General features: G+C 70.9%; 20 protein-coding genes. 9 read left to right on the top strand and 11 right to left on the bottom strand.

Annotated elements, in window-relative coordinates:
- Nucleotides 1-42 precede the first annotated feature (42 nt).
- Both metG and AB0G17_RS05895 read left to right on the top strand, forming a co-directional pair.
- On the top strand, nt 43-1662 hold the full coding sequence (metG, locus tag AB0G17_RS05900) for a methionine--tRNA ligase (RefSeq protein ID WP_361376069.1): 1620 nt from the start codon (nt 43-45) through the stop codon (nt 1660-1662).
- 133 nt (nt 1663-1795) lie between these two features.
- Nucleotides 1796-1945: a hypothetical protein gene (locus AB0G17_RS05895; RefSeq protein ID WP_361376066.1), complete on the top strand. Its 150-nt coding sequence runs from the start codon at nt 1796-1798 to the stop codon at nt 1943-1945.
- Nucleotides 1946-2089: 144 nt separating this feature from the next.
- Here the strand turns inward: AB0G17_RS05895 and aspS are convergent, their stop codons facing one another.
- The gene (gene aspS, locus AB0G17_RS05890; RefSeq protein WP_361376063.1) at nt 2090-3868 is read right to left on the bottom strand and encodes an aspartate--tRNA ligase; all 1779 of its coding nucleotides are present in this window, start codon (nt 3866-3868) and stop codon (nt 2090-2092) included.
- Between the two features lie 107 nt (nt 3869-3975).
- Here aspS and AB0G17_RS05885 point away from each other — a divergent pair, with 107 nt between their 5' ends.
- On the top strand, nt 3976-6114 hold the full coding sequence (locus AB0G17_RS05885; RefSeq protein ID WP_361376060.1) for a SpoIIE family protein phosphatase: 2139 nt from the start codon (nt 3976-3978) through the stop codon (nt 6112-6114).
- On the opposite strand, the gene AB0G17_RS05880 is transcribed toward AB0G17_RS05885, so the two are convergent.
- The 3 genes from AB0G17_RS05880 to AB0G17_RS05870 form a co-directional block, all read right to left on the bottom strand.
- Nucleotides 6078-7145, bottom strand: coding sequence for an AI-2E family transporter (locus tag AB0G17_RS05880; protein ID WP_361376057.1), 1068 nt, complete (start codon nt 7143-7145; stop codon nt 6078-6080). The two genes, AB0G17_RS05885 and AB0G17_RS05880, sit on opposite strands and share 37 nt — an antisense overlap.
- Before the next feature lie 662 nt (nt 7146-7807).
- A complete protein-coding gene (locus AB0G17_RS05875) occupies nt 7808-8764 on the bottom strand; it encodes a pirin family protein (protein WP_361376054.1) in 957 nt (318 codons plus the stop codon).
- Nucleotides 8765-8884: 120 nt separating this feature from the next.
- The gene (locus AB0G17_RS05870) at nt 8885-9334 is read right to left on the bottom strand and encodes an SseB family protein (RefSeq protein ID WP_361376051.1); all 450 of its coding nucleotides are present in this window, start codon (nt 9332-9334) and stop codon (nt 8885-8887) included.
- Nucleotides 9335-9456: 122 nt separating this feature from the next.
- Between AB0G17_RS05870 and AB0G17_RS05865 the strand changes: the two genes are divergently transcribed.
- Both AB0G17_RS05865 and AB0G17_RS05860 read left to right on the top strand, forming a co-directional pair.
- Complete coding sequence (locus AB0G17_RS05865) at nt 9457-11286, top strand: acyl-CoA dehydrogenase (protein ID WP_361376048.1); 1830 nt, start codon at nt 9457-9459, stop codon at nt 11284-11286.
- Nucleotides 11287-11397: 111 nt separating this feature from the next.
- Nucleotides 11398-12684 carry a M18 family aminopeptidase gene (locus AB0G17_RS05860; protein WP_361376045.1) on the top strand — a complete coding sequence of 429 codons (1287 nt, stop codon included), beginning with the start codon at nt 11398-11400 and terminating at the stop codon, nt 12682-12684.
- A 344-nt stretch (nt 12685-13028) separates the two neighbouring features.
- On the opposite strand, the gene AB0G17_RS05855 is transcribed toward AB0G17_RS05860, so the two are convergent.
- Nucleotides 13029-14810 carry an NHL domain-containing thioredoxin family protein gene (locus AB0G17_RS05855; RefSeq protein ID WP_361376042.1) on the bottom strand — a complete coding sequence of 594 codons (1782 nt, stop codon included), beginning with the start codon at nt 14808-14810 and terminating at the stop codon, nt 13029-13031.
- Nucleotides 14811-14850: 40 nt separating this feature from the next.
- Between AB0G17_RS05855 and AB0G17_RS05850 the strand changes: the two genes are divergently transcribed.
- Nucleotides 14851-15354 (top strand): LURP-one-related family protein, encoded by a 504-nt coding sequence (locus tag AB0G17_RS05850; protein WP_361376039.1) that lies wholly within the window; start codon nt 14851-14853, stop codon nt 15352-15354.
- A 61-nt stretch (nt 15355-15415) separates the two neighbouring features.
- Here AB0G17_RS05850 and AB0G17_RS05845 read toward each other — a convergent pair whose 3' ends face one another.
- Nucleotides 15416-16195: a carbon-nitrogen family hydrolase gene (locus AB0G17_RS05845; RefSeq protein WP_361376036.1), complete on the bottom strand. Its 780-nt coding sequence runs from the start codon at nt 16193-16195 to the stop codon at nt 15416-15418.
- A 140-nt stretch (nt 16196-16335) separates the two neighbouring features.
- Between AB0G17_RS05845 and AB0G17_RS05840 the strand changes: the two genes are divergently transcribed.
- A complete protein-coding gene (locus tag AB0G17_RS05840; protein WP_361376033.1) occupies nt 16336-17160 on the top strand; it encodes a maleylpyruvate isomerase family mycothiol-dependent enzyme in 825 nt (274 codons plus the stop codon).
- A gap of 43 nt (nt 17161-17203) precedes the next feature.
- On the opposite strand, the gene AB0G17_RS05835 is transcribed toward AB0G17_RS05840, so the two are convergent.
- The 5 genes from AB0G17_RS05835 to pdhA form a co-directional block, all read right to left on the bottom strand.
- A complete protein-coding gene (locus tag AB0G17_RS05835; RefSeq protein ID WP_361376030.1) occupies nt 17204-18517 on the bottom strand; it encodes an MFS transporter in 1314 nt (437 codons plus the stop codon).
- Nucleotides 18514-19197 carry a GntR family transcriptional regulator gene (locus tag AB0G17_RS05830; RefSeq protein WP_361376027.1) on the bottom strand — a complete coding sequence of 228 codons (684 nt, stop codon included), beginning with the start codon at nt 19195-19197 and terminating at the stop codon, nt 18514-18516. Before AB0G17_RS05830 ends, AB0G17_RS05835 begins: the two co-directional genes overlap by 4 nt.
- A gap of 153 nt (nt 19198-19350) precedes the next feature.
- Complete coding sequence (locus AB0G17_RS05825) at nt 19351-20760, bottom strand: dihydrolipoamide acetyltransferase family protein (protein WP_361376024.1); 1410 nt, start codon at nt 20758-20760, stop codon at nt 19351-19353.
- A gap of 14 nt (nt 20761-20774) precedes the next feature.
- Nucleotides 20775-21755 carry an alpha-ketoacid dehydrogenase subunit beta gene (locus AB0G17_RS05820; RefSeq protein ID WP_361376021.1) on the bottom strand — a complete coding sequence of 327 codons (981 nt, stop codon included), beginning with the start codon at nt 21753-21755 and terminating at the stop codon, nt 20775-20777.
- Between the two features lie 2 nt (nt 21756-21757).
- Nucleotides 21758-22933: a pyruvate dehydrogenase (acetyl-transferring) E1 component subunit alpha gene (pdhA, locus tag AB0G17_RS05815; RefSeq protein ID WP_361376018.1), complete on the bottom strand. Its 1176-nt coding sequence runs from the start codon at nt 22931-22933 to the stop codon at nt 21758-21760.
- A gap of 344 nt (nt 22934-23277) precedes the next feature.
- Here pdhA and AB0G17_RS05810 point away from each other — a divergent pair, with 344 nt between their 5' ends.
- Entirely contained in the window at nt 23278-23937 is a 660-nt protein-coding gene (locus AB0G17_RS05810) for a response regulator transcription factor (protein WP_361376309.1), read from the top strand.
- 191 nt (nt 23938-24128) lie between these two features.
- Entirely contained in the window at nt 24129-25130 is a 1002-nt protein-coding gene (locus AB0G17_RS05805) for a phosphotransferase (RefSeq protein ID WP_361376015.1), read from the top strand.
- The last annotated feature ends 8 nt before the right edge of the window (nt 25131-25138 follow it).

The raw sequence follows: 25138 nt of genomic DNA, 5'->3' as shown, positions 1-25138 counted from the left end.
TGCGGGTGAGTGGATCTTCGCGCGGCCGTTAGGATTTCGACCATGGCGGCCACTGGATCCGAGAAGCAGGGGGCGAGCGAAGGCGTGAAGGCCTTTTACGTATCGACCCCCATCTACTACGTCAACGACGCTCCTCACCTGGGCCACGCCTACACGACCGTCGCAGGCGACGTGCTCACGCGCTGGCACCGTCAGCGCGGCGAGAAGGTGTGGTACCTCACCGGCACGGACGAGCACGGTCAGAAGATCATGCGCACGGCCGACGCGAACGGGGTGACCCCGCAGGAGTGGTGCGACAAGCTCGTGGAGGAGGCCTGGAAGCCCCTCTGGGAGCACCTGGAGATCGCGAACGACGACTTCATCCGTACGACGGAGAAGCGGCACACCGACCGTGTGCAGGAGTTCGTCCAGGACCTGTACGACAAGGGCGAGATCTACAAGGGCGGCTACGAGGGCCCGTACTGCGTGGGCTGCGAGGAGTACAAGCTCCCCGGCGACCTCATCGAGGCGGAGGACGGCACCAAGCTGTGCCCCGTCCACAAGAAGCCGGTGGAGATCCTCAAGGAGGAGAACTACTTCTTCAAGCTCTCCGAGTACGGCCCGAGGCTGATCGAGTTCTACGAGGCCAACCCCGGCTTCATCCAGCCCGAATCGGCCCGCAACGAGGTCGTGAACTTCGTGAAGCAGGGCCTTGAGGACCTCTCGATCTCCCGTTCCACCTTCGACTGGGGCGTGCCGGTCCCGTGGGACGACAAGCACGTCATCTACGTGTGGATCGACGCGCTCCTGAACTACGCCACGGCGGTCGGTTACGGGGCGAACCCGGAGAAGTTCGACGAGACGTTCCCGGCCAATGTCCACCTGATCGGTAAGGACATCCTCCGCTTCCACGCGGTGATCTGGCCCGCGATGCTGATGGCGAACGGCCTGCCCGTGCCCGGCAAGGTCGCGGCCAACGGCTGGCTGATGGTCGGCGGCGAGAAGATGTCGAAGTCCAACCTGACCGGCATCAAGCCGCAGGACCTGACCTCGCACTTCGGCGTCGACGCCTACCGCTGGTACTTCCTGCGCGCCATCGCCTTCGGCCAGGACGGCTCGTTCTCCTGGGAGGACTTCACCGCCCGGTACACCTCGGAGCTCGCCAACGACTACGGCAACCTCGCCTCGCGCGTGGCCGCCATGGTCGGCAAGTACTTCGGCGGCACGCTCCCGGCGGCGACCGCGTCCGGCCCGGCCGAGCAGGCCATCGCCGACGGCCTGACCAGGGCCGTCACCGAGGCGGACCGCAAGGTCGGCGAGGAGCTGGACTTCCAGGGCGGCATCCTGGCGGTCTTCGACTTCGTGAAGCAGGTCAACGGCTACATCACGGAGCAGGAGCCGTGGAAGGTGGCCAAGGACGAGTCCGAGGAGGGCAAGGCCCGCCTGGCGACCATCCTCTACACCGCCGCCGAGGCGCTGCGCGCCGTCGCGGTCCTGCTCAACCCGGTCATGCCGGACACCTCGCAGAAGCTGTGGGACTCGCTCGGCGCCGACGCCGCCGGCCTCGGGCCGCTGGCGGACCAGCGCGTCCAGGACGCGGGCCGCTGGGGCCGGCTCCCGGCCGGGGCGACGGTGACGAAGGGCGCGGTGCTGTTCCCGCGCCTGGAGGAGAAGCCGGCGTAGGCGGTACGTAGGCGTGTGCGGGGCCCGGAACCGGCCAGGTTCCGGGCCCTTCGCGTGTCGTCGCCGGTTGCGGGGCGCGTTCTGTGCGCGCACGCTGCACGTGACTGAGTACGTGCATGAGGGGGTGCGCGCCGTGAGCAGGAGTACGGAGCAGCAGCGGGCCGAGGAAGAGGCCCGGCGCCGCGAGGAGCTCATCCGCAAGGTCCGCGAGGCGAACCGCCAGAGCGTGAACCGCCCCACGGGCCCCCCGTCCCCGGACCTGCCGTCCGGGGACGAGGACTGACAGCGGGCGGGTCGCCCCGTACCGCGAGCAGTCGTGCCGGACGCGGCGAAGGGCCCGGATCCGCTGCGGATCCGAGCCCTTCGCCGTGAGGTGCGGTGCGGACTACTTCTCCGCGCCTACTTCCCCGTGCCTACTTCTCCGTGCCTACTTCTCCGCGCCCTTGGGCGCGACCGGCTTGCGGAGCTGGATGTTGAGCTCGCGCAGGCGCGACTCCTCCAGCTCGCTGGGCGCGCCCATCATCAGGTCCTGCGCGTTGCCGTTGAGCGGGAACGCGATGGTCTCGCGGATGTTGGGCTCGTCCGCGAGGAGCATCACGATGCGGTCCACGCCCGGGGCGATGCCGCCGTGCGGCGGGGCGCCGAGGCGGAACGCCTTGAGCATGCCGGAGAACTCGCGCTCCACGGTCTCCCGGTCGTACCCCGCGACCTCGAACGCCTTGAACATGATGTCGGGCTCGTGGTTGCGGATCGCGCCGGAGGACAGCTCGATGCCGTTGCAGACGATGTCGTACTGCCATCCCAGGACGTCCAGCGGGTCCTGGGTCTGAAGCGCCTCCAGGCCGCCCTGCGGCATCGAGAAGGGGTTGTGCGAGAAGTCGATCTTGCCGGTCTCCTCGTCCTTCTCGTACATCGGGAAGTCGACGATCCAGCAGAACCGGAAGACGCCCTCCTCGAAGTGGCCGGCGCGCTTCGCGGCCTCGACGCGGACCGCGCCCATGATCTTGGAGACCTCGTCGTACTCGCCCGCGCCGAAGAACACGGCGTGCCCGGCGGCCAGGCCGAGGCGCTCGGTGAGGACCTTCACGTTCTCCTCGGTGAGGAACTTGGCGATCGGGCCCGCGAACGTGCCGTCCTCGCCGACGCGGATCCAGGCCAGGCCCTTCGCGCCGTGCTCCACCGCGTACTCGCCCAGGCCGTCGAAGAACTTGCGGGACTGGCCCGCGACGTCCGGCACCGGCAGCGCGCGCACGTGCTTGCCCGCGAACGCCTTGAACTCCGAGCCCTCGAACACGTCGGTGATGTCGACGAGTTCGAGCTTGGCGCGCAGGTCCGGCTTGTCGTTGCCGTACTTCAGCATCGACTCGCGGAACGGGATGCGCGGGAACGGCGAGGTGACGTGGCGGCCGCCGCCGAACTCCTCGAAGAGCTCGGTCATCAGCTTCTCGACGGGCTGGAAGACGTCCTCCTGCTCGACGAAGCTCATCTCGATGTCGAGCTGGTAGAACTCGCCCGGCGAGCGGTCCGCGCGGGCGTCCTCGTCGCGGAAGCAGGGCGCGATCTGGAAGTAGCGGTCGAAGCCCGAGATCATCAGCAGCTGCTTGAACTGCTGCGGGGCCTGCGGCAGCGCGTAGAACTTGCCGGGGTTCAGCCGGGACGGGACGACGAAGTCGCGGGCGCCCTCGGGGGAGGTCGCGGCGAGGATCGGGGTCGCCATCTCGTTGAAGCCGAGCGCGGTCATCTTGTGGCGCATCGCCGAGATGACGGCCGAGCGCAGCATGATGTTGCGGTGCATGCGCTCGCGGCGCAGGTCGAGGAAGCGGTACTCCAGGCGCCGCTCCTCGTTGACGCCGTCCTCGGCGTTGATCGTGAACGGCAGCGGGCCGGCCGCGCCGAGCACCTCGACCTCGCCGACCTCGATCTCGATCTCGCCGGTCGGCAGGTCCGCGTTCACGTTCTCCGCGCCGCGCGAGACGACCTTGCCGTCGATCCGGACGACGGTCTCCTTGGAGAGCTTGTCCAGGACCTCCGCGCCGGCCGTGCCGGGGCGGGCGACGAGCTGCGTGATGCCGTAGTGGTCGCGCAGATCGATGAAGAGGATGCCGCCCAGGTCTCGGCGATTGTGCAGCCAGCCGCTCAGCCGGACGTCGGTGCCGACGTCGGAGGCGCGGAGCTCGCCGCAGGTGTGGGACCTGTACCGATGCATTTCTTCATCCAGTTCTTCGCGTGACAGGCGGGAAACAGTCCCTCCAGGTTACCGGCCGGGCCGTACACCTCTCGCCGGTATATATCGGGCTGCCTAGAGTGGGGATCATGCGCACCGAGGACGTCCTGGCTGCGATCGCCACCGGGCTGTGGCGCTGGGACAACGCGTCCGGGACGGTCACGCTCGACGCCGAGGCCGCCCGCCTCCTGGGCCTGCCCCCCGAGCGGGCCGTGCTCACCGAGGCCGCCGTGCGCTCCCGCTTCCACCCGGTCGACTGGAACGAGGTCGACCAGATCGTCGCCTTGGCCGTCGCGGAGGGCACCCTCGCCGAGGCCCGGATGCGGATCATGGACGAGAACGGCCGGGTGCTGCGTACGGTACGCAGCCGCTCCAAGCCGCTGCGCAAGGAGACCGCCGACGGAGTGGACTACGTCCTGGTCGGCACCCTCCAGGAGGTCGCGGAGCCGCAGCCGGGCGCCACCGCCGCGCACCCCTCCATCACCGGCGACTGGCGCCGCTCCCGGGAGGCGTTCCTGCTGGACGCGGGGCGGGCGCTGGCCGAGGCCCACTCCACGGCCGAGGTGTTGCGGGTGGCGGCCTCGCTGTCGATGCCGGGCTTCTCGCCGGACGGTCTCGCCGTCTTCGGGGTGGCGGGCGACCGCCTGTCGATCATCGGCCACCACGGGCACAACCCCGGCGACGACGGCCCCTTCGCGGACATGCAGCTGGACACGGACTACCCGGCCGCCGACGTCGTACGGACCGGCCGGGCCATCTACCTCCCCAGCCCCGAGGAGTACCGCCGCCGCTACCCGGCCACCTGGCCGCTCGCCCAGCGCTTCGGCCGCCGGTCCTGGGCGTTCCTGCCGCTGATCGTGGCCGGGAAGACCATCGGCACCTGGATGGCGGCCTTCAAGCACCCGGTGGCGTTCACGCCCGACGAGCGCTCGGTCCTGACGACGGTGGCCCGCATGCTCGCCCAGGCCCTGGCGAGGGCGGGCGAGGCCGAGTCCGAACGCGAGCTCTCGCTCGGCCTCCAGCGCTCGATGATGCCCACCCTCGGCCCCGAGATCCCGGGGATGACAGTGGCCGCGCGCTATGTGCCGACCGGCGGCGGGCTCCAGGTGGGCGGCGACTGGTACGACATGATCCCGCTGCCGTCCGGACGGTTCGCGCTGGTCATCGGGGACGTCCAGGGCCATGACGTACGGGCGGCGGGGCTGATGGGACAGCTCCGCATCGCCCTGCGGGCGTACGCGGCCGAGGGCCACCGCCCCGACGCGGTCCTCTCGCGCGCCTCGCGCTTCCTGTACGGGATCACCGAGTCGTACGGGGAGTCCTACCGGGGGGACGACGACCACCCGCGCTTCGCCACCTGCCTCTACATCGAGGTCGACCCGGCGACCGGCGCCCTCGACATCGCCCGGGCCGGGCACCCGGACCCGGTCATCCGTACGGCCGAAGGCACCGCGCTGATCCGCCAGACCTCGGGCGGGCTGCCCCTGGGCATCGAGGCGGACTCGGACTACCCCACCACCCGGCTGGTCCTGGAGCCGGGCGAGACGATGATGATCTGCACGGACGGGCTGATCGAGACCGGCGGCCACGACATGGGCTCGGGCTGGACCCGGCTGCGCCCGGTCCTGGAGGAGGACACCGGGGACAGCCTGGAGAAGCTGGCGGACGCGCTGGTCCAGGCGGTGCACGGCCCCTCCTCGCACCACACGGTGGGGCCGCTGGCCGACCGCCGCGAGGACGACATCGCGGTGCTGCTGCTGTGCCGCAACACCGATGTGTGCGGCTGCGGGCCGGGCGGGGGCGCCGGGGCCGTGCCGGCCCGCCGGACCGCCCTGACCGTCGCCCAGACCGAGCCGCACCGCATCGCGGGGGCCCGCCGCGAGCTGCGCGAGCTGCTGCACGACTGGGAGGACGGCGAGCAGGTGGACGCGGCGGAGCTGATGGTCTCCGAGATGGTCACCAACGTCCTGGTCCACACGGACGGCGACGCGCTCCTGGTCGCTGAGGCCACCGGCGCGCCCGGCACCCGCTGCCTGCGGGTGGAGGTGGCCGACGCCAGCGACGACCTGCCGCACAAGCGCCGCCCCGGCGAGATGGCGTCCAGCGGGCGGGGTCTGGTGCTGATGGAGATGCTGGCGGACCGCTGGGGGGTCGACCCCAGGGGCGAGGGCAAGTCGATCTGGTTCGAGCTCTACGAGGGGCCGGACGGGGGCTCCGCCTCGGAGTAGCGCTTGCGCAGCTCGCCGAGCACCCCGAACGCGGCGGCGGCGACCGGCACGGCGAGCAGCATCCCGAGCAGCCCGGCGACGCTGGCCCCCGCCGTGATGGCGATCATGACCATGGCGGGGTGCATCTGCACGGTCCGGCTCTGGATGACGGGCTGGAGGATGTGCCCCTCCAGCTGCTGTACGGCGAGGACGACGCCGAGGGTCCAGAGCGCGATGCCGAGCCCCCGGTCGGCGAGCGCCACGAGGACGGCGACGGCGCCGGAGACGAAGGCGCCGAGGTAGGGGATGTACGCCCCGATGAAGACGAGGGCGCCGAGCCCCACGGCGCCGGGCACCCTGAGGATCAGCAGCCCGACGGTGATGCAGAGGGCATCGATGAGGGCGATGATCGTGGTCCCCCGCATGAATCCCTCCACGGCCTCGAAGGCCCGCCGGGCCATGGCCTCGACGGTGGGTCCGCTGCCGCGGGGGGCGAGGGAGTGGGCGAGGTGGACGGCCCGGTCGGAGTCCTTGAGGAAGAAGAAGGTCAGGAGGAGGGAGAGCACCCCGGTCGCGATCAGCGAGCCGATGATGCTGAGGCCGGTGAGCAGCCCCGACGCGGCGGTGGCGCCGAACCTCCCGAGCAGCTTCTTGGCGTTGTCGGCGAGGCTGGAGACGCCGTCGCCGCCGGCGACCCCGAAGTGGTCGGCGAGCCACCGGCCCGCCTGCCGCAGCGACTCGATGATCTGGTCCCCGGTGTCGATGAGGGCGCTGACGACGACGTATCCCGCGCCGCCGACCACCGCCACGAGGGCGACGCAGGTGAGCCCCGCGGCGAGCGACCGCTTCATCCGCAGCTTCAGCAGCTGCCGGAAGACGGGCCCGAGCAGGGCCGTGCCCAGCAGGGCGAGCAGTACGGGGGTGACGGCGGTCTTGAACACCACGCAGAGCCAGATGGCGACGGCGGCGACACCGGTGACGAGCAGCACGACGACACACCACGCGGCGACTCGTCGCGCGGGGTCGGGGAGGAGTGGCCTACCGATCTCCACGCGTCCAGCGGACCACGCGGGGGTCGCCGCTGCCCCCGGGACGCACCCGCCCGGGTGCCGCCCGCGCGGCCCGGAGGCGGCCCCCTCCCACACGGGGCTCCGCCCCATCCCCGCTCACCTGCGGCCCGGTGGGGGCTGATCGCGCAGTTCCCCGCGCCCCTGGCTGTTCGGGGCTCCGCCCCAGCCCCGCTCGCCTGCGGGCTGGTGGGGGCTGATCGCGCAGTTCCCCGCGCCCCTAGTGTTCGGGGCTCCGCCCCTCAATCGCCCGAGAGGCCAAGCGGTGCGCGGGCGCGCAAGCCCAGCAGGGCCCGCAGACGACCGAGTCTTTAGGGGCGCGGGGCTGTGACATGTGCGGCTCCGCCGCGTGGGCGCGACCAGCCACAGGCGACCCGCAGACGAACGGATCTTTTAGGGGCGCGGGGAACTGCGCGACCAGCCCCCACCGGTCCGCAGACAAACGGGGCCCGGGGGCGCAGCCCCGGAGCGGGGTGCAGGGGCCGCAGGCCCCGCAAGACCGGGGCCCGGGGGCGCAGCCCCGGGGCGGGGTGCAGGGGCCGCGGGCCCCGCAAAACGGGGGCCCGGGGGCGCAGCCCCCGGGAGAACCACCTTCGCCCCCACCCACCCCCGGAGGGTTTAGGTGAAGGGGCGGGGTGGGGCCACTCTCACATCCCGTGCACCGCCGGAACCGTACCCAACCGCCCCTTCTGGAAGTCATCGAACGCCCGCTGCAACTCCTCACGCGTGTTCATCACGAACGGCCCGTAATGAGCCATCGGCTCCCGGATCGGCCGCCCACCCAGCAGCACGACCTCCAGATCCGGCGTGTTCCCGTCCTGCTTCTCGTCCGCCCGGACCGTCAGCGACCCGCCGTCACCGAAGACGGCGGTCTGGCCCATGTGCACCGGACGACGGTCCGTGCCCACGGACCCCCGCCCCGCCAGCACGTACGCCAGCCCGTTGAAGTCCGACCGCCACGGCAGCGTGACCTCCGCCCCGGGCCGGATCGTCGCGTGGATCATCGTGATCGGGGTGTGCGTGATGCCGGGACCGGCATGCCCGTCCAGCTCACCGGCGATCACGCGCAGCAGCGCGCCGCCGTCGGGCGTGGTCAGCAGCTGGACGTTGCCGCCGCGGATGTCCTGGTAGCGCGGAGGCATCATCTTGTCCTTGGCCGGCAGGTTCACCCACAGCTGGAGACCGTGGAAGAGACCGCCCGACACGACGAGGTGCTCCGGCGGCGCCTCAATGTGCAGCAGGCCCGCGCCCGCCGTCATCCACTGCGTGTCGCCATTGGTGATGGTGCCGCCGCCACCGTTGGAGTCCTGGTGGTCGAAGATCCCGTCGATGATGTACGTGACGGTCTCGAAGCCCCGGTGCGGGTGCCACGGGGTCCCTTTCGGCTCCCCGGGCTGATACTCCACCTCACCCATCTGGTCCATCATGATGAACGGGTCGAGGTACTGGTAGTTGATCCCCGCGAACGCGCGCCGCACGGGGAATCCCTCCCCCTCGAACCCGGCCGGCGCCGTGGTGACGGCGAGCACGGGACGCGGCACCGCACCCTGAGGTGCGGCCACGCGCGGCAGGGTGAGCGGGTTTTCGACGGTCACAGCAGGCATGGGACGCCCTCCTCGGCGGGATGCTCAGCATCCAAAGTAGTTGAATGGTGAACAGTCGGCAAGGCGTGCGCATTCCACCCGCCCCGAGCGCGACGCCCGGAACCGGCCATATGCCCGGAATCAGCCGTACATCCGCCGCATCGCGAAGTCCACCATCTGCTCGACCGCCTTCGCGTCGAAGACCATCCGGTGGTCGCCCTCCATGTCGAGGACGAAGCCGTACCCGGTCGGCAGCAGGTCGATCACCTCCGCCCCGGTGATCACGAAGTACTTCGACTCCTTGCCCGCGTACCGCCGCAGCTCCTTGAGCGACGTGAACATCGGGATGACCGGCTGCTGGGTGTTGTGCAGGGCCAGGAAGCCGGGATTGTCGCCGCGCGGGCAGTAGACCTTCGAGCCCGCGAAGATCTGCTGGAAGTCCTCGGCCGAGAGCGAGCCCGTGGTGAACGCCCGCACCGCGTCCGCGAGCGAGGGCGGCGACGGCTCGGGGTACAGCGGCTGCTCCCCGTAGGAAGGCTGCGGCTGGGCGTACTGCTGCTGAGCACCCTGGTTCTGGTCGTAGCCGTACATGGGCGCAAGAGTAGTGCGCCACATATGTGCCCAGAGGGGTTGCGTCTTATTACCGACGGGTAGCATCATCGTAGCTACTTGCTGGTATTGATGTAACCGATCCTGCTTACGGAGCCGTCGCCATGGGGCACTACAAGTCGAATCTCCGCGACATCGAGTTCAACCTCTTCGAGGTCCTCGGACGCGACAAGCTGTACGGCACCGGCCCGTTCGCCGAGATGGACGTCGACACCGCCAAGACCATCCTCGACGAGATCGCCCGCCTCGCCGAGAACGAGCTGGCCGACTCCTTCGCGGACGCCGACCGCAACCCGCCGGTGTTCGACCCGGAGACCAACACCGCGCCCGTCCCGGCGTCCTTCAAGAAGTCCTACAAGGCGTTCATGGACAGCGAGTACTGGCGCCTGGGCCTGCCGGAGGAGATCGGCGGAACCGTTTCGCCGCGCTCCCTCATCTGGGCCTACGCCGAGCTGCTGCTGGGCGCCAACCCGGCCGTCTGGATGTACTCGTCCGGTCCCGCCTTCGCCGGCATCCTCTTCGAGGAGGGCAACGAGGCGCAGAAGCGGGTCGCCGAGATCGCCGTCGAGAAGCGCTGGGGCTCCACCATGGTCCTCACCGAGCCGGACGCCGGCTCGGACGTGGGCGCCGGCCGCACCAAGGCCGTGCAGCAGGAGGACGGCTCCTGGCACATCGAGGGCGTGAAGCGCTTCATCACCTCCGGTGAGCACGACATGGAGGAGAACATCCTCCACTACGTCCTCGCGCGCCCCGAGGGCCACGGCCCCGGCACCAAGGGCCTCTCGCTCTTCCTCGTCCCCAAGTTCCACTTCGACTGGGAGACCGGCGAGCTGGGCGAGCGCAACGGCGTGTACGCGACGAACGTCGAGCACAAGATGGGCCTCAAGGCCTCCAACACGTGCGAGATGACCTTCGGCGACAAGCACCCCGCCAAGGGCTGGCTGATCGGCGACAAGCACGACGGCATCCGCCAGATGTTCATGATCATCGAGTTCGCGCGGATGATGGTCGGCACGAAGGCGATCGCGACCCTGTCGACGGGTTACCTGAACGCCCTCGAGTACGCCAAGGAGCGCGTCCAGGGCAGCGACCTCTCGCAGTTCATGGACAAGACCGCGCCCAAGGTGACGATCACCCACCACCCGGACGTGCGCCGCTCCCTGATGACGCAGAAGGCGTACGCCGAGGGCATGCGCTCCCTCGTGCTCTACACCGCCGCCGTCCAGGACGCGATCCAGGTCAAGGAGGCCGCGGGCGAGGACGCCAAGTCGCTGGTCGGCCTGAACGACCTGCTGCTGCCGATCGTGAAGGGCTACGGCTCGGAGAAGTCGTACGAGAAGCTGTCGTCGGAGTCGCTGCAGACCTTCGGCGGGTCCGGGTACCTGCAGGAGTACCCGATCGAGCAGTACATCCGCGACGCCAAGATCGACACCCTCTACGAGGGCACCACGGCGATCCAGGGCCAGGACTTCTTCTTCCGGAAGATCGTCCGCGACCAGGGCGCCTCGCTCAACCTCCTCTCCGAGGAGATCAAGAAGTTCCTCGCCGAGCAGTCGGGCCACGAGGAGCTGGGCGGCGCGCTGGACTCGCTGGCCAAGGCCGCGGTGGACCTGGAGGCGATCGTCGGCACGATGATCACCGACCTGACCGCCACCGGCGAGGACGTCAAGAACATCTACAAGGTGGGCCTCAACACCACCCGCCTGCTGATGGCCTCCGGTGACGTCGTCGTCGGCTACCTGCTCCTCAAGGGCGCGGCCGTCGCCGCCGAGAAGCTGGCGTCCGCCTCCGCCAAGGACGTCCCGTTCTACACCGGCAAGATCGCGGCCGCGAAGTTCTTCGCCGCGAACGTCCTGCCGGGCGTCTCCACCGCCCGCGCGCTGGCCGAGACCGTCGACAACTCCCTGATGGAGCTTGACGAGGCGGCGTTCTAGGACGCGCCGCGAGATCTCCGGCGGCCTCCTTCCAGGGCGCCGGACCAAGGGCCCGCTTCCCTCCGGGGAAGCGGGCCCTTGTCTGTCAGCGGCCCTGGTTAAGGTGAACGCATGAGCACACCCTCCCGCTTCGACCGCGGACACACCGACGACCTGATGTCCTTCCTCGCGGCGAGCCCGTCGCCGTACCACGCGGTGGCGAACGCGGCCGCGCGGCTGGAGAAGGCCGGCTTCCAGCAGGTGCGGGAGACGGACGCGTGGGACGCGACGAGCGGCGGGAAGTACGTGCTGCGCGGCGGCGCGATCATCGCGTGGTACGTGCCGGAGGGCGCGGCCGCCCACACCCCGTTCCGGATCGTGGGCGCGCACACCGACTCGCCGAACCTGCGGGTCAAGCCCCTGCCGGACACGGGGGCGTACGGCTGGCGCCAGATCGCGGTCGAGGTCTACGGCGGGACGCTCCTGAACACCTGGCTCGACCGCGACCTGGGCCTGGCGGGCCGCCTCACCCTCCGGGACGGCTCGCACGTGCTGGTCAACGTGGACCGCGCGCTGCTGCGCGTGCCCCAGCTGGCGATCCACCTGGACCGCTCGGCCAACGACGGCCTGAAGCTGGACCGGCAGAAGCACCTCCAGCCGATCTGGGGCCTCGGCGACGTCGCGGAGGGCGACCTGATCCGCTTCCTGGAGCAGGAGGCGGACCTGCCCGAGGGCGAGGTCACCGGGTGGGACCTGATGGTGCACTCGATCGAGCCGCCCTCGTATCTGGGCCGGGACAACGAGCTGCTGGCCGGGCCCCGGATGGACAACCTGATCTCGGTGCACGCGGGCGCGGCGGCGCTGGCGGCGTCCGCGTCCTCGGAGCTGCCGTACATCCCGGTCCTGGCGGCCTTCGACCACGAGGAGAACGGCTCGCAGGCGGACACGGGCGCGGACGGCCCCCTGCTCGGAACGGTCCTGGAACGCTCGGTGTTCGCGCGCGGCGGTACGTACGAGGACAAGGCGCGCGCCTTCGCGGGCACCGTCTGCCTCTCCTCCGACACGGGCCACGCCATCCACCCCAACTACGCGGAGCGCCACGACCCGACGCACCACCCGCGCGCCAACGGCGGCCCGATCCTGAAGGTCAACGTCAACCAGCGTTACGCGACGGACGGTTCGGGCCGGGCGGTGTTCGCGGCGGCGTGCGAGCGGGCGGGGGTGCCGTGGCAGCACTTCGTGTCCAACAACGCGATGCCGTGCGGGACGACGATCGGCCCCATCACGGCCGCGCGCCACGGCATCCAGACGGTGGACATCGGGGTGGCGATCCTGTCGATGCACAGCGCGCGCGAGCTGTGCGGGGCGGACGACCCGTACCTGCTGGCGAACGCCCTGCTGTCGTTCCTGCAGGGCTGATCCCCCACCCCGCCCCTTCCCGAAAGCCCTCTGGCGGGCGGCCGGGGGCTTCGCCCCTGGACCCCACTTTCGGGGCTCCGCCCCGGGTCTCCGTTCGTCTGCGGACCGTGCTGGGTTGCTCGCGCAGTTTCCCGCGCCCCTGGGTGGTCAGGGGCGCGGGGCTGTGACATGTGCGGCTCCGCCGCGTGGGCGCGACCAGCCTCACCGGAGCCGCAGACAAACGGGGGCCCGGGGCGCAGGGGCCGCAGGCCCCGCAAACGGGGGTCCGGGGGCGTAGCCCCCGGGAGACCCACCTCCGCCCCCACCCACCCCCCGGAGGGTTCAGGGAAGGGGCGGGGTGGGGGCTACCCGTCCAGGCCCGCCAGGACCAGCGGCAAGCGCGACGCCGCCCCCGCCGTCAGGCGCACCGGAACCCCCCAGTCCTGCTGGTGCACATGGCACGCCGGGTACTCGTTCGCCGGATCGTCGTCGCACGACGCCGCCATCGCCGAGACGTGCAGGACCCCCTCCGCGACCGACGGGTTCAGCGTCAGGTCACGGGACAGGTCCGTCCCCGTACCCTCCCCGGACACCAGCAGCTCCGCCGGCGTCGAGGAGACGATCAGACGCGTCGACGGACCGTAGCGCGTGTCGAGCTTCTGGCCGCTCGGGGCCTGGAAGACGACGTCGAGGCGGAGCGCGCCCGGCGCGACCTCGGTCGCGGCCCGCTGCGTACGGTGTGCCACGGCGTCCACCCGTACCGCCGACTCCGGCAGCCGCAGCCGCGTCAGCCGGTGCCGGGCCGACTCGACGACCACGATGTCGTCCCCGACGAGCACCGCGTCGCTCGGCTCGCGCAGATCCGTCGCGAGCGTGGTGACCTCCCCGGACGCCGGGTCGTAGCGGCGCAGCGCGTGGTTGTACGTGTCGGAGACCGCCACCGACCCGTCCGGCAGAACCGTCACGCCCAGCGGGTGCTGGAGCAGCGCCTGCCCCGCCTCCCCGTCCCGGTGCCCGAAGTCGAAGAGCCCGGTCCCGACGGCCGTACGCACCACGTAGCCGGAGTCCTCGCGCTCCACGTACCGCAGCGCCGAGTTCTCCGAGTCGGCCACCCACAGCCGGTCCCCGGAGGCCGCGAGGCCGGACGGCTGCGCGAACCACGCCTCGGCGGCGGGGCCGTCGACCAGGCCCTCCTGCGTCGTCCCGGCGGCGACCTCGACCGTGCCGCTCTCCGGGTCGTACGTCCACAGCTGGTGCACCCCGGCCATGGCGATCCACACCTTGCCCTGCCACCAGGCCACGTCCCACGGCGAGGAGAGGTCGACCTCCAGCGCCGGTCCGGACGAGGGCGAGCCCTGCCACCACTGCTTGCCGGTGCCCGCGACCCGTACCACCTCGCCGGTCTCCGGGTCGAAGACCCGCAGCGCGTGGTTGACGGTGTCCGCGACGATCACGCGCCCGTCGGGCAGCAGCGCGAGCCCCTGCGGCTCCTTGAACTGATCGTCGCCGATCCGCCGTACGACCGTCTCGCCGTCCGCCGCCAGCTCCACCAGCTGGTGCCGCGTCGAGTCGGAGACCAGGAAGGTGCCCGAGCCGGGCAGCACCAGAGCCTTCCCGGGGAAGCGCAGATCCGTCGCCTCCGGCTCCGGCGGCACGTACGGCCCGTCGCCGCGCCGCAGCGTCCCCTTCGCCGCGTGCTCGGCCTCCAGCTCCTCCACCAGCTTCGCGATGGCGTGGGCGTGCCCCTCGCCCGCGTGCTGGCCGACGATGTACCCCTCGGGGTCGATCACGACGAGCGTGGGCCAGGCCCGTACCGCGTACTGCTTCCAGGTCGCCAGCTCCGGGTCGTCCAGGACCGGGTGGTGCACCTGGTAGCGCTCCACGGCGTCGACGACGGCCTGGTGGTCGGCCTCGTGGACGAACTTCGGCGAGTGCACCCCGATGATCACGACGGTGTCGCGGTGCTTCTCCTCCAGCTCCCGCAACTCGTCCAGGACGTGCAGACAGTTGATGCAGCAAAACGTCCAGAAGTCGAGGATGACGATCCTCCCCCGCAGGTCGGCGAGGGTGTACTGCTGATCACCGGTGTTCAGCCAGCCGCCCTTGCCGATCAGCTCGGGGGCCCGAACGCGTGCACGTGTAGCCATACCCCCATCCAACCCCAAAAGCAGGGGTACGCATTCCGCCATGAAATATCTGGTGCGCGACAAGATCTTCGCGATCGGGGACGACTACTGGATCGAGACCGAGGAGGGCCGCCAGGCCTTCCTCGTCGACGGCAAGGCGCTGCGGCTGCGGGACACCCTGGAGCTGAAGGATCCGAACGGACGGGTTCTGATCACCTTGCGCAAGAAGATGTTCAGCATCAGGGACGCGATGACCATCGAGCGGGACGAGCGGCCGCTGGCCACGATCCGCCGCAAGCGGCTCTCGCTGCTGCGCAACCACTACCGCGTCGCCCTGGTCGAGGGCACCGAGCTCGACGTCTCGGGCAAGATCTTCGACCGCGAGTTCACAGTCGAGTACGACGGGGAGTTGCTGGCGCACGTCTCGCGCCGCTGGTTCCACGTCCGCGAGACGTACGCGGTGAACGTCGTCCGCGAGGACGCGGACGCGGCGCTGCTGATCGCGGTGGTGGTGTGCGTGATCCGGATGGACGAGCGGGAGCGGGGGCACGACGAGGACGACTGACCCCGTCGCCCCGTCGCCCCGTCGCCCCGTCGCCCCCTCGCCCCGCTGCCCCGCCGCCCCGTCATCCGAGTCGGCGGTCCTTCAGCGCCGGGAACTGCTCCCGCGTCGCCGCCACCTTCGCCGGGTCCAGCTCGACCGTGAGGACCTCCTCGCCCTCGCCCGCCTCCGCCAGCACCTCGCCCCAGGGGTCGACCACGATGCTGTGGCCCGCCTGCGGGACGCCCGCGTGGGTGCCGCCGGTGCCGCAGGCCAGGACGTACGCCTGGTTCTCGACCGCGCGCGCCCGGGCGAGCAGCGTCCAGTGCGCTAGGCGCCGGGCGGGCCAGCCGGCCGGGACCACGAACGTCTGGGCGCCCGCGTCGACCAGGCCCCGGAACAGCTCGGGGAAGCGCAGGTCGTAACAGGTCGCCAGGCCCAGGGTGGTCTCGGGGAGCGCGACCGTCACCAGGTCCTCGCCCGCGCTCATCAGCACCGCCTCGCCCTGGTCGAAGCCGAAGCGGTGGATCTTCCGGTATGTGGCCGTCAGTTCGCCCTCGGGCGAGAAGACCAGGGAGGTGTTGTAGAGCCCGCCGTCGGCGCCGCGCTCGGGGATTGACCCGGCGTGCAGCCAGACGCCCGCGTCCCGCGCGGCCTTTGACATGGCCTCATGCGTCGGACCGTCAGCCGCCCGTTCCGCCTCGGCCGCGAAGCTCTCGTACGCGAAGGCGCCCACGGTCCACAGCTCCGGCAGCACCACCAGGTCCGCGCCCGCCTGCTCCCGCACCAGCGAAGCCGCCCGCTGCCTGCGCGAACCGACCGATTCCTGGGGGTCTACACCGAATTGGATGAGGGAGGCGCGCACACTACCACCGTCCTGGCATTCGAGTCGTCAACACGGGCCTACGATCGTCACACGAAAGCACTGCCGGGGTGCCTTTCGGCAGCGTAACTTAACTGCCACAGCGCCCAGCCCGCGTACGTACAGAACCGCCGAGGGGTCCCGTGACCGTCCATCCCAGCCTCCAGACCTACGCCGACGCCTGGACCCACTCCATCGAGGCGATAACCGAGCTGGTGATGCCGCTCGTCGAGGGCGAGTGGAACCGCGCCACGCCGTGCCCCTCCTGGTCGGTGCGCGACATCGTGTCGCACATCATCGGGATGGAGTGCGAACAGCTCGGCGACCCGCGCCCGATCCACACCCTGCCGCGCGATCTCTACCATGTGCAGAGTGAGTTCGCGCGCTACATGGAGATGCAGGTCGATGTGCGCCGGCACCACACCGCGCCGGAGATGACCTCGGAGCTGGAGTACACGGTCATCCGCCGGGCGCGGCAGCTGCGCAACGAGACCCGGCCCCCCGACACCATGGTCCGCGCCCCGCTCGGCGCCGAGCAGACCCTGGAACTGGCCCTGCGGATGCGGGCGTTCGACGTGTGGGTGCACGAGCAGGACCTGCGGTGGGCGCTGGGCAAGCCGGGCAACCTCGACTCGCCGGGCGCGTACGTGGCCCGTGACATCCTGTTGCACACCCTGCCGAGAGTCGTCGCCAAGGACGCGGGCGCCCCGCCGAACTCGGCGGTCGTCTTCGACATCCACGGCCCGGTCGAGTTCCTGCGTACGGTACGGGTCGACGCCGACGGGCACGGCACGATCGACGGCGCGCCCTCGCTCGGCCCGCTCGTCACGATCGCGATGGACTGGGAGACGTTCGTACGCCTCGCCTGCGGCCGGGTGCGCCCGCACGCGGTGGCGGACCGCGTGAAGACCGAGGGCGACCAGGAGCTGGCGGCGGCGATCCTGCGGGACTTCGCGGTCACGCCGTAGGGCCCGGGGCCCCCGGCCCGCACGCCGCAGCCGCCGAGGCCCGTCACGCCGGTACGTGCACCGCCTCCACTCTGCTCGCGACCAGGCGCTCCCGCTCGCGGTGCGCCGCGCGGCCGCGCAGCCGCAGGATCTGGGTGACGCCCAGCGCCTGGAGGACGAACACCGAGGCGAACGCGATCCGGTAGTTGTCGCCGGTCGCGTCGAGCAGCACGCCCACCGCGAGCAGCGTCGTCATCGAGGCCACGAAACCACCCATGTTGACGATTCCCGACGCCGTGCCCAGCCGCTCCGGCGGGTTGGCCGGGCGGGCGAAGTCGAACCCGATCATCGAGGACGGGCCGCAGGCGCCCAGCACCACGCAGAGGGCGATCAGCAGCCACATCGGCGTGTGCGGGGCCGGGTAGGCGATGGCGGCGGCCCACAGCGCGGCGGTCGCCGCGACCGTGCCGAGGGCGAGCGGCGCGCGGGCCGCGTGGTGGCGGGCGATGACCTGCCCGTACACCAGGCCCACCACCATGTTGGAGAGCACCACCAGGGTCAGCAGCTCGCCGGCCGTCCCGCGCGAGTGCCCCTGCGCCTCGACCAGGTACGGCATCCCCCACAGCAGCAGGAACACCATGGCCGGGAACTGCCCGGTGAAGTGCACCCACAGGCCGAGCCGGGTGCCGGGCTCGCGCCAGGACTCGGCGATCTGGCGGCGTACATAGGCGGCCCCGGCATGCGTGACCGGCGCCGGCTCGTGGCCCTCGGGGTGGTCGCGCAGGAAGAGCAGCAGCAGGACCAGGACGACCGCGCCCGCGAGCGCGCTGCCCGCGAAGGTCGCGGTCCAGCCGATGCCGTGCAGCGTGCGGGAGATGACGATGGTGGAGACGAGGTTGCCCGCCATCCCGAAGAGGGCCGCGACCTGGGCTATCAGTGGGCCGCGCCGGGCGGGGAACCAGCGCGCGCCGAGCCGCAGGACGCTGATGAACGTCATCGCGTCGCCGCAGCCCAGCAGGGCGCGGGAGGCGAGAGCGGTGCCGTACGAGGGCGAGAGCGCGAAGCCGAGCTGCCCGGCCGTGAAGAGCACGACGCCCAGGGTGAGCACCTTCTTGGTGCCGAGCCGGTCGACCATGATGCCGACGGGGATCTGCATCCCCGCGTACACGAGCAGCTGGAGTATGGAGAAGGTGGAGAGCGCCGAGGCGTTGACGCCGAACCGGTCGGCGGCGTCGAGCCCGGCCACGCCCAGGCTGGTGCGGAAGATGACGGCGACGAAGTAGACGCTGACGCCGATGCCCCAGACGAGGGCGGCGCGGCGGCCTCCTGGCGGGTCACCGGGGAGAGAGGCGCTCACCCCTGAGGCGCCGGAGTTCATCGTTCCTCACCCCGGACCAGCACCTTGACCCAGCTCAGATGCTGGCGCACACAGTGCGCGGCGCGCTCGGCGTCACCGGCCCGGATGGCGTCCAGCATCTCCTGGTGCTCGGCGATGTTCTTGGCGATCCGGTCGGGCTGGGCGTGCATCACGGCGACGCCCATCCGCAGCTGCCGGTCGCGCATCTGGTCGTAGAGCCGGGAGAGGATCTCGTTGCCCGCGTTGCGGACGATCTCGGCGTGGAAGCAGCGGTCGGTGACGGCGACGGCGGCGAGGTCGCCGGCCGCCGCGTTCGCCTTCTGCTCCTCCAGGAGCTCTTCGAGCCGTGCGATCAGCCGTCCGGGCGCGGGAACGGCCTTGCGCGCCGCGAACTCCTCGACCAAGAGCCGCGTTTCGACCACGTCGGCGGTCTCCTGTGCGGAGACGGCGAGGACGAGGGCGCCCTTCTTGGGGTAGAGCCGGATGAGCCCTTCCACTTCGAGCTTGAGCAGCGCCTCGCGCACGGGCGTGCGCGACACCCCGACGGCCTCGGCCAGCTCGCCCTCGGTGAGGAGCGTGCCGCCCTCGTAGCGCCGGTCGAGTACGGCCTGCTTGACGTGCATGTAGACGCGGTCGGCGGCGGGCGGCTGCTTCACGGAGGCCGGGGCGGGCGTGACGGCGGAGGCGGGAGCGGTCGGCATGGGCACAGGATAGATACAACAGGTGTACGTCAGAAAGGGGCGTCCGGATGCCGGAACGCCCCCGGGCGTTCGGATGCCAGAACGAACGCCCCTCGCCTCGCGGCCGCATGGCCGTGCCCCCGGACGCTGACGTCCGGGGGCACTCACACGCGCTTACGCCCAGGTGATCAGCCGCTTGGGCTGCTCCAGGATCGCCGCCACATCGGCGAGGACCTTGGAGCCCAGCTCGCCGTCGACCAGGCGGTGGTCGAAGGAGAGCGCCAGGGTCGTGACCTGGCGGGGCTTGACCTTGCCCTTGTGGACCCAGGGCTGGAGCTTGATCGCACCGACCGCGAGGATCGCGGACTCGCCCGGGTTGAGGATCGGGGTGCCCGTGTCGACGCCGAAGACGCCCACATTGGTGATGGTGACCGTGCCGCCCTGCATCGCCGCCGGGGACGTCTTGCCCTCGCGGGCCGTCGACACCAAGTCGCCCAGGGACGCCGCCAGTTGCGGCAGCGTCTTGTCGTGGGCGTCCTTGATGTTCGGGACGATCAGGCCGCGCGGCGTGGCGGCCGCGATACCCAGGTTCACATAGTGCTTGAGGACGATCTCCTGCGCCGCCTCGTCCCACGAGGCGTTGACCTCGGGGTTGCGCTTGATGGCGACGAGCAGGGCCTTGGCGATGAGCAGCAGCGGGTTGACCCGCAGGCCCGCCATCTCCTTGTCGCCCTTCAGCTCCTCGACCAGCTTCATCGTGCGCGTGACGTCCACCGTCACGAACTCGGTGACGTGCGGCGCGGTGAACGCCGAGCCGATCATCGCCTGCGCGGTCGCCTTCCGTACGCCCTTGATCGGGACACGGGTCTCGCGCTCGCCCGAGGCGACAACGGCCGCGACGGGCGCGGGAGTTGTTTCACGTGAAACACCGGCGGGCGCGGCACCGGCCGACGCGGCCTGCTCGGCCACCGGGGCGGCTGCCGCGTGGACGTCCTCGCGGGTGATGACGCCGTCCGGGCCGGTCGGGACCACACGCGCCAGGTCGATGCCCAGGTCCTTGGCCAGCTTGCGGACCGGCGGCTTCGCCAGCGGCTTGGCGGCCGGGGCGGCGCCGTGGCCGTTCAGCTCGGCCTGCACGGCGGCGGCCGCGGCCTGCACGGGAACCGAGGCCCCCTTGCGCGGGCGGCGCTTGGTGGAGGACTCCGCGACCCCGTAGCCGACGAGGACGGGCTGGCGGCCCTTGGGCGCCTCGGGCTCCTCGGCCGGTGCCTCGGGGACGGGCGCCTGGGCGGGGGCTGCGGCCTCGGCGGCCGGCTCACCGGAGCCCGGGGCCACGTCCACCGAGATGATCACCTCGCCGACGTCGACCGTGGTGCCCTCGGGGAAGCGCAGCTCGTGCACCACCCCGTCGAACGGGATCGGCAGCTCGACGGCCGCCTTCGCCGTCTCCACCTCACAGACGACCTGGCCGTCGGTGACGGTGTCACCGGGCTGGACGTACCACTTGAGGATCTCCGCCTCGGTGAGCCCCTCGCCGACGTCCGGCATCTTGAACTCGCGGAAGCGGGCAGAAGTTTCAGTCATGGTCACGGGACTCCTCAGTACGCCAGCGAGCGGTCGACGGCGTCGAGCACCCGGTCCAGACCCGGCAGGTACTCCTCCTCCAGGCGCGCCGGCGGGTACGGGGCGTGGTAGCCGCCGACCCTGAGCACCGGTGCCTCCAGGTGGTAGAAGCTGCGCTCGGTGATCCGCGCCGCGATCTCCGCGCCCGCGCCGTAGAACACCGGCGCCTCGTGGACGACGACCAGCCGGCCGGTCTTCTCCACCGACGCCTGGACCGCGTCGAAGTCGATCGGGGACATCGAGCGCAGGTCCAGGACCTCGATCGACTTGCCCTCCTCGGCGGCGGCCGCGGCCGCCTCCACGCAGACCTTCACCATCGGACCGTACGCCACCAGCGTCAGGTCCGAACCGGCCACGACCGTACGGGCCTTGTGCAGCGGGTCGGGGATGGTCTCGGTGTCGACCTCGCTCTTGTCCCAGTAACGCCGCTTGGGCTCGAAGTAGATGATGGGGTCGTCGGACTGGATGGCCTGCTGCATCATCCAGTACGCGTCGGAGGCGTTGGAGGGCGAGACCACCTTGAGGCCCGGCACGTGCGCGAAGAGCGCCTCCGGGGACTCGCTGTGGTGCTCGACCGCGCCGATGCCGCCGCCGTAGGGGATGCGGACGACGACCGGCAGCTTGATCTTGCCGAGCGCGCGGGCGTGCATCTTCGCGAGCTGGGTGACGATCTGGTCGTACGCCGGGAAGACGAAGCCGTCGAACTGGATCTCCACGACCGGGCGGTAGCCGCGCAGGGCCAGGCCGATCGCGGTGCCGACGATGCCGGACTCGGCGAGCGGGGTGTCGATGACCCGGCCCTCGCCGAAGTCCTTCTGCAGCCCGTCGGTGACCCGGAAGACGCCGCCGAGCTTGCCGACGTCCTCACCCATGATCAGGACCTTGGGGTCGTTCTCCATCGCCTTGCGCAGCGACTCGTTGATCGCCTTCGCGATGGGAAGCTTCTGTACGGTCATGGCTACTTGCCCTCCCCCGCGGCGAAGCCGCCATCGGACTCAGTCGCGAACGACGCCTGGTAGGCCGCGAACTGGGCCCGCTCCTCGTCGACGAGCGCGTGCCCGTCGGCGTAGATGTTCTCGAAGATGGCCATCCGGTCCGGGTCGGGCATGGCGCGGACCGCCTCGCGGACCCGCTTGCCGAGCGTCTCGGACTCCTCTTCGAGGGAGGTGAAGAACGCCTCGTCGGCGTGGCCCTCGTTCTCCAGGTACGTCTTCAGCCGCAGGATCGGGTCCTTGGCCTCCCACGCCTCGCGCTCCTCGTCGGCCCGGTACTTCGTCGGGTCGTCGGAGGTGGTGTGCGCGCCCATCCGGTACGTGAACGCCTCGACCAGGGTCGGGCCCTCGCCGCGCCGGGCCCGCTCCAGGGCGGACCGGGTCACCGCGAGACACGCGAGGACGTCATTGCCGTCGACCCGGACGCCGGGGAAGCCGTAGCCCTGGGCGCGCTGGTAGAGCGGCACCCGGGTCTGCCTCTCGGTCGGCTCGGAGATCGCCCACTGGTTGTTCTGGCAGAAGAACACGACCGGGGCGTTGTAGACGGCGGAGAAGGTGAACGACTCCGCGACGTCGCCCTGGCTGGAGGCGCCGTCACCGAAGTACGCGATCACGGCCGAGTCCGCGCCGTCCTTGGCCACGCCCATGGCGTAACCGGTCGCGTGCAGCGTCTGCGAGCCGATGACGATCGTGTACAGGTGGAAATTGTTGCTGTTGGGATCCCAGCCGCCGTGGTTAACCCCCCGGAACATGCCGAGGAGATTGGTGGGATCGACCCCGCGGCACCAGGCGACACCGTGCTCCCGGTACGTCGGGAACACATAGTCGTCGTCGCGCAGGGCGCGGCCGGAGCCGATCTGGGCGGCCTCCTGGCCGAGCAGCGAGGCCCACAGGCCCAGCTCGCCCTGGCGCTGCAGTGCGGTGGCCTCGGCGTCGAAGCGCCGGGTCAGCACCATGTCGCGATAGAGCCCGCGCAGCTCTTCGGGGGTCAGGTCAACGTCGTAGTCAGGGTGCTCGACCCGCTGGCCCTCGGGCGTCAGCAGCTGTACGAGCTGAGGGTCGGCGACAGCCTTCCCGGCGCTGCTACCGGTGCGCTTGCTGCTGCGTCGCGGTTTGCGCGCGGCAGTGCTCTCCACGGTCACGTGCGTGCTCCTCCGTCTGTCCGGCCCCCGGGTTCGCCGGTGTGGCCAGTTGCGGCTCCTCGCCTGCTTCCGGTCGCGGTGCACGGGGGTGGGTGCGCCTCACCGGGAACCAGGCGTGACAGGTGCCCCGGCGAGCGCCCTGTCATAGGCACGTTACCCAGTGCTGCGCATTCCTGCGAAACCCCATTTGACCTGCGATTTTGCTTGGATTTCCAAGTAAATCGAGAAAGTGGGGAACAACCACTGGTCACAGCACTGATGACAGCCTTGCAGGCCGCCGGAACAACGGCACGTTATCCCGGTCACCTACGGCACGGGAAGAGCGAATGTGTGAGACTGATTCGGTGCGCGAACCAGGCAAAATCACTGTATTCCTGCTCGACGACCACGAAGTGGTCCGCCGTGGCGTCCACGAAATGCTCTCCGTCGAGGACGACATCGAGGTGGTCGGCGAGGCCGGCACAGCGGCGGATGCCCTGGTCAGGATCCCTGCGACGCGTCCGGACGTGGCCGTGCTCGACGTCCGGCTGCCGGACGGCAGCGGTGTGGAGGTCTGCCGCGAGATCCGTTCCCAGGACGAGGACATCAAATGCCTGATGCTGACCTCGTTCGCCGATGACGAAGCCCTCTTCGATGCGATCATGGCCGGTGCGTCCGGATATGTCCTCAAGGCGATCCGGGGCAGCGAGCTGCTCTCGGCGGTACGGGAGGTGGCGGCGGGCAAGTCCCTCCTCGACCCGGTCGCCACGGCCCGCGTCCTGGAGCGGCTGCGCGACGGCGGCGAGAACAAGCGCGACGACCGCCTGGCGAGCCTGACGGAACAGGAACGCAAGATCCTCGACCTGATCGGCGAGGGCCTGACGAACCGGGTGATCGGCGAACGCCTGCACCTGGCGGAAAAGACGATCAAGAATTACGTCTCCTCCCTGCTGTCGAAGCTGGGGATGGAGCGGCGGTCCCAGGCGGCGGCCTACGTGGCCCGCATCCAGGCCGAACGGCACTGAGCCCTGCCGGGCGGCCGCGTTCGCCTGCGGGCCGGCGAGGGTTGCCCGTGCCCGCGCGGCGCAGCCGCCTGGACGACGAGCCCTTCGCGCCCGCCCATCTATGCCTCGAACCCCAGTTCGTAACGGTCCACCTGTTGGACTATTCCACAGAGCGACACCTGCGCCACGCCGCGTGATCTAACATCTGGCGCGTGCCGCGCTCATATGCAACCCCGCCCGTGAGGAACCTGCTGCGCCGATACGCCTCGCTGGGCGAGCCGCTCACCTGCGAACCCGTCGCCCAGGGCCTCCTCAACCGCGGCTACCGCCTCTCCACCACCCGCGGCGAGTTCTTCCTCAAGCACCACCTCGACGGCGACCGCGAGGCCATCGCCCGCCAGCACGACGCCACCCGCCGCCTCCAGGCGCTCGGCGTGCCCGTCGCGCCCCCCGTACCGGACGCCGACGGCGACACCGTCACCGTCCTGGAGGGCCGCTGCTACGCCCTGCACCCCTGGGTCCACGGCCGCCACCGCGACGGCGCCCAGCTCGGCGCCGTCGGCTCGCGGCGGCTCGGCGCGCTGCTCGGGCTCGTGCACATCTGCCTGGAGAAGGTGATGGAGGGGCGCGGGCCCGCCGCCGACCACCTCAGCGCCGACCCCGCCGACACCTTCGCCCTCATCGACGACCTGCTCGCCCGCGCCCGCCGGCGCCGCCCCCGCGACTGCTTCGACGAGCTCGCCGAACACCGGCTGCGCGAGCGGCGCCACCTCATCGAGCAGCACGCCCACCGCCGCCCGCCACCGCAGGAGGCAGGCGGCTGGGTGCACGGCGACTTCCACCCGCTCAACCTGCTCTACCGCGGCAAGGAGCCCGCCGCGATCGTCGACTGGGACCGCCTCGGCGTCCAGCCCCGCGCGGAGGAGGCGGTACGAGCCGCCGTGATCTTCTTCGTACGCCCGGCCGGGGAGCTGGAGCTGGACAAGGTACGGGCGTACGCCCGCGCGTACCGGGGAGCCACCGGCGCGGACCCGGCGGAACTCGCCGCCGCCGTCCACCGCGTGTGGTGGGAACGGCTCAACGACTTCTGGATCCTGCGCTGGCGCTACCAGCTCGACGACCGAAGGGCCGACCCGCAGTTCCCTGCGGCGTCGGCCCTGGCGGTCTGGTGGACCCGCGAATACGAGGCGGTGTGCGAGGCGTTCGCGGGGTGAGCCACGGA

The sequence above is a fragment of the Streptomyces sp. NPDC023838 genome, from assembly GCF_040639555.1.
Taxonomy (GTDB): Bacteria; Actinomycetota; Actinomycetes; order Streptomycetales; family Streptomycetaceae; genus Streptomyces.
This window is presented reverse-complemented; position numbering and strand designations above follow the sequence as displayed.

Excerpts from the sequence above, each read along its gene's own strand:
- metG (WP_361376069.1), top strand. The coding sequence starts at position 43 with ATGGCGGCCACTGGATCCGAGAAGCAGGGGGCGAGCGAAGGCGTGAAG.
- aspS (WP_361376063.1), bottom strand. The coding sequence starts at position 3,868 with ATGCATCGGTACAGGTCCCACACCTGCGGCGAGCTCCGCGCCTCCGAC.
- AB0G17_RS05885 (WP_361376060.1), top strand. The coding sequence starts at position 3,976 with ATGCGCACCGAGGACGTCCTGGCTGCGATCGCCACCGGGCTGTGGCGC.
- AB0G17_RS05875 (WP_361376054.1), bottom strand. The coding sequence starts at position 8,764 with ATGCCTGCTGTGACCGTCGAAAACCCGCTCACCCTGCCGCGCGTGGCC.
- AB0G17_RS05870 (WP_361376051.1), bottom strand. The coding sequence starts at position 9,334 with ATGTACGGCTACGACCAGAACCAGGGTGCTCAGCAGCAGTACGCCCAG.
- AB0G17_RS05865 (WP_361376048.1), top strand. The coding sequence starts at position 9,457 with ATGGGGCACTACAAGTCGAATCTCCGCGACATCGAGTTCAACCTCTTC.
- AB0G17_RS05860 (WP_361376045.1), top strand. The coding sequence starts at position 11,398 with ATGAGCACACCCTCCCGCTTCGACCGCGGACACACCGACGACCTGATG.
- AB0G17_RS05855 (WP_361376042.1), bottom strand. The coding sequence starts at position 14,810 with ATGGCTACACGTGCACGCGTTCGGGCCCCCGAGCTGATCGGCAAGGGC.
- AB0G17_RS05850 (WP_361376039.1), top strand. The coding sequence starts at position 14,851 with ATGAAATATCTGGTGCGCGACAAGATCTTCGCGATCGGGGACGACTAC.
- AB0G17_RS05835 (WP_361376030.1), bottom strand. The coding sequence starts at position 18,517 with ATGAACTCCGGCGCCTCAGGGGTGAGCGCCTCTCTCCCCGGTGACCCG.
- AB0G17_RS05830 (WP_361376027.1), bottom strand. The coding sequence starts at position 19,197 with ATGCCGACCGCTCCCGCCTCCGCCGTCACGCCCGCCCCGGCCTCCGTG.
- AB0G17_RS05825 (WP_361376024.1), bottom strand. The coding sequence starts at position 20,760 with ATGACTGAAACTTCTGCCCGCTTCCGCGAGTTCAAGATGCCGGACGTC.
- AB0G17_RS05820 (WP_361376021.1), bottom strand. The coding sequence starts at position 21,755 with ATGACCGTACAGAAGCTTCCCATCGCGAAGGCGATCAACGAGTCGCTG.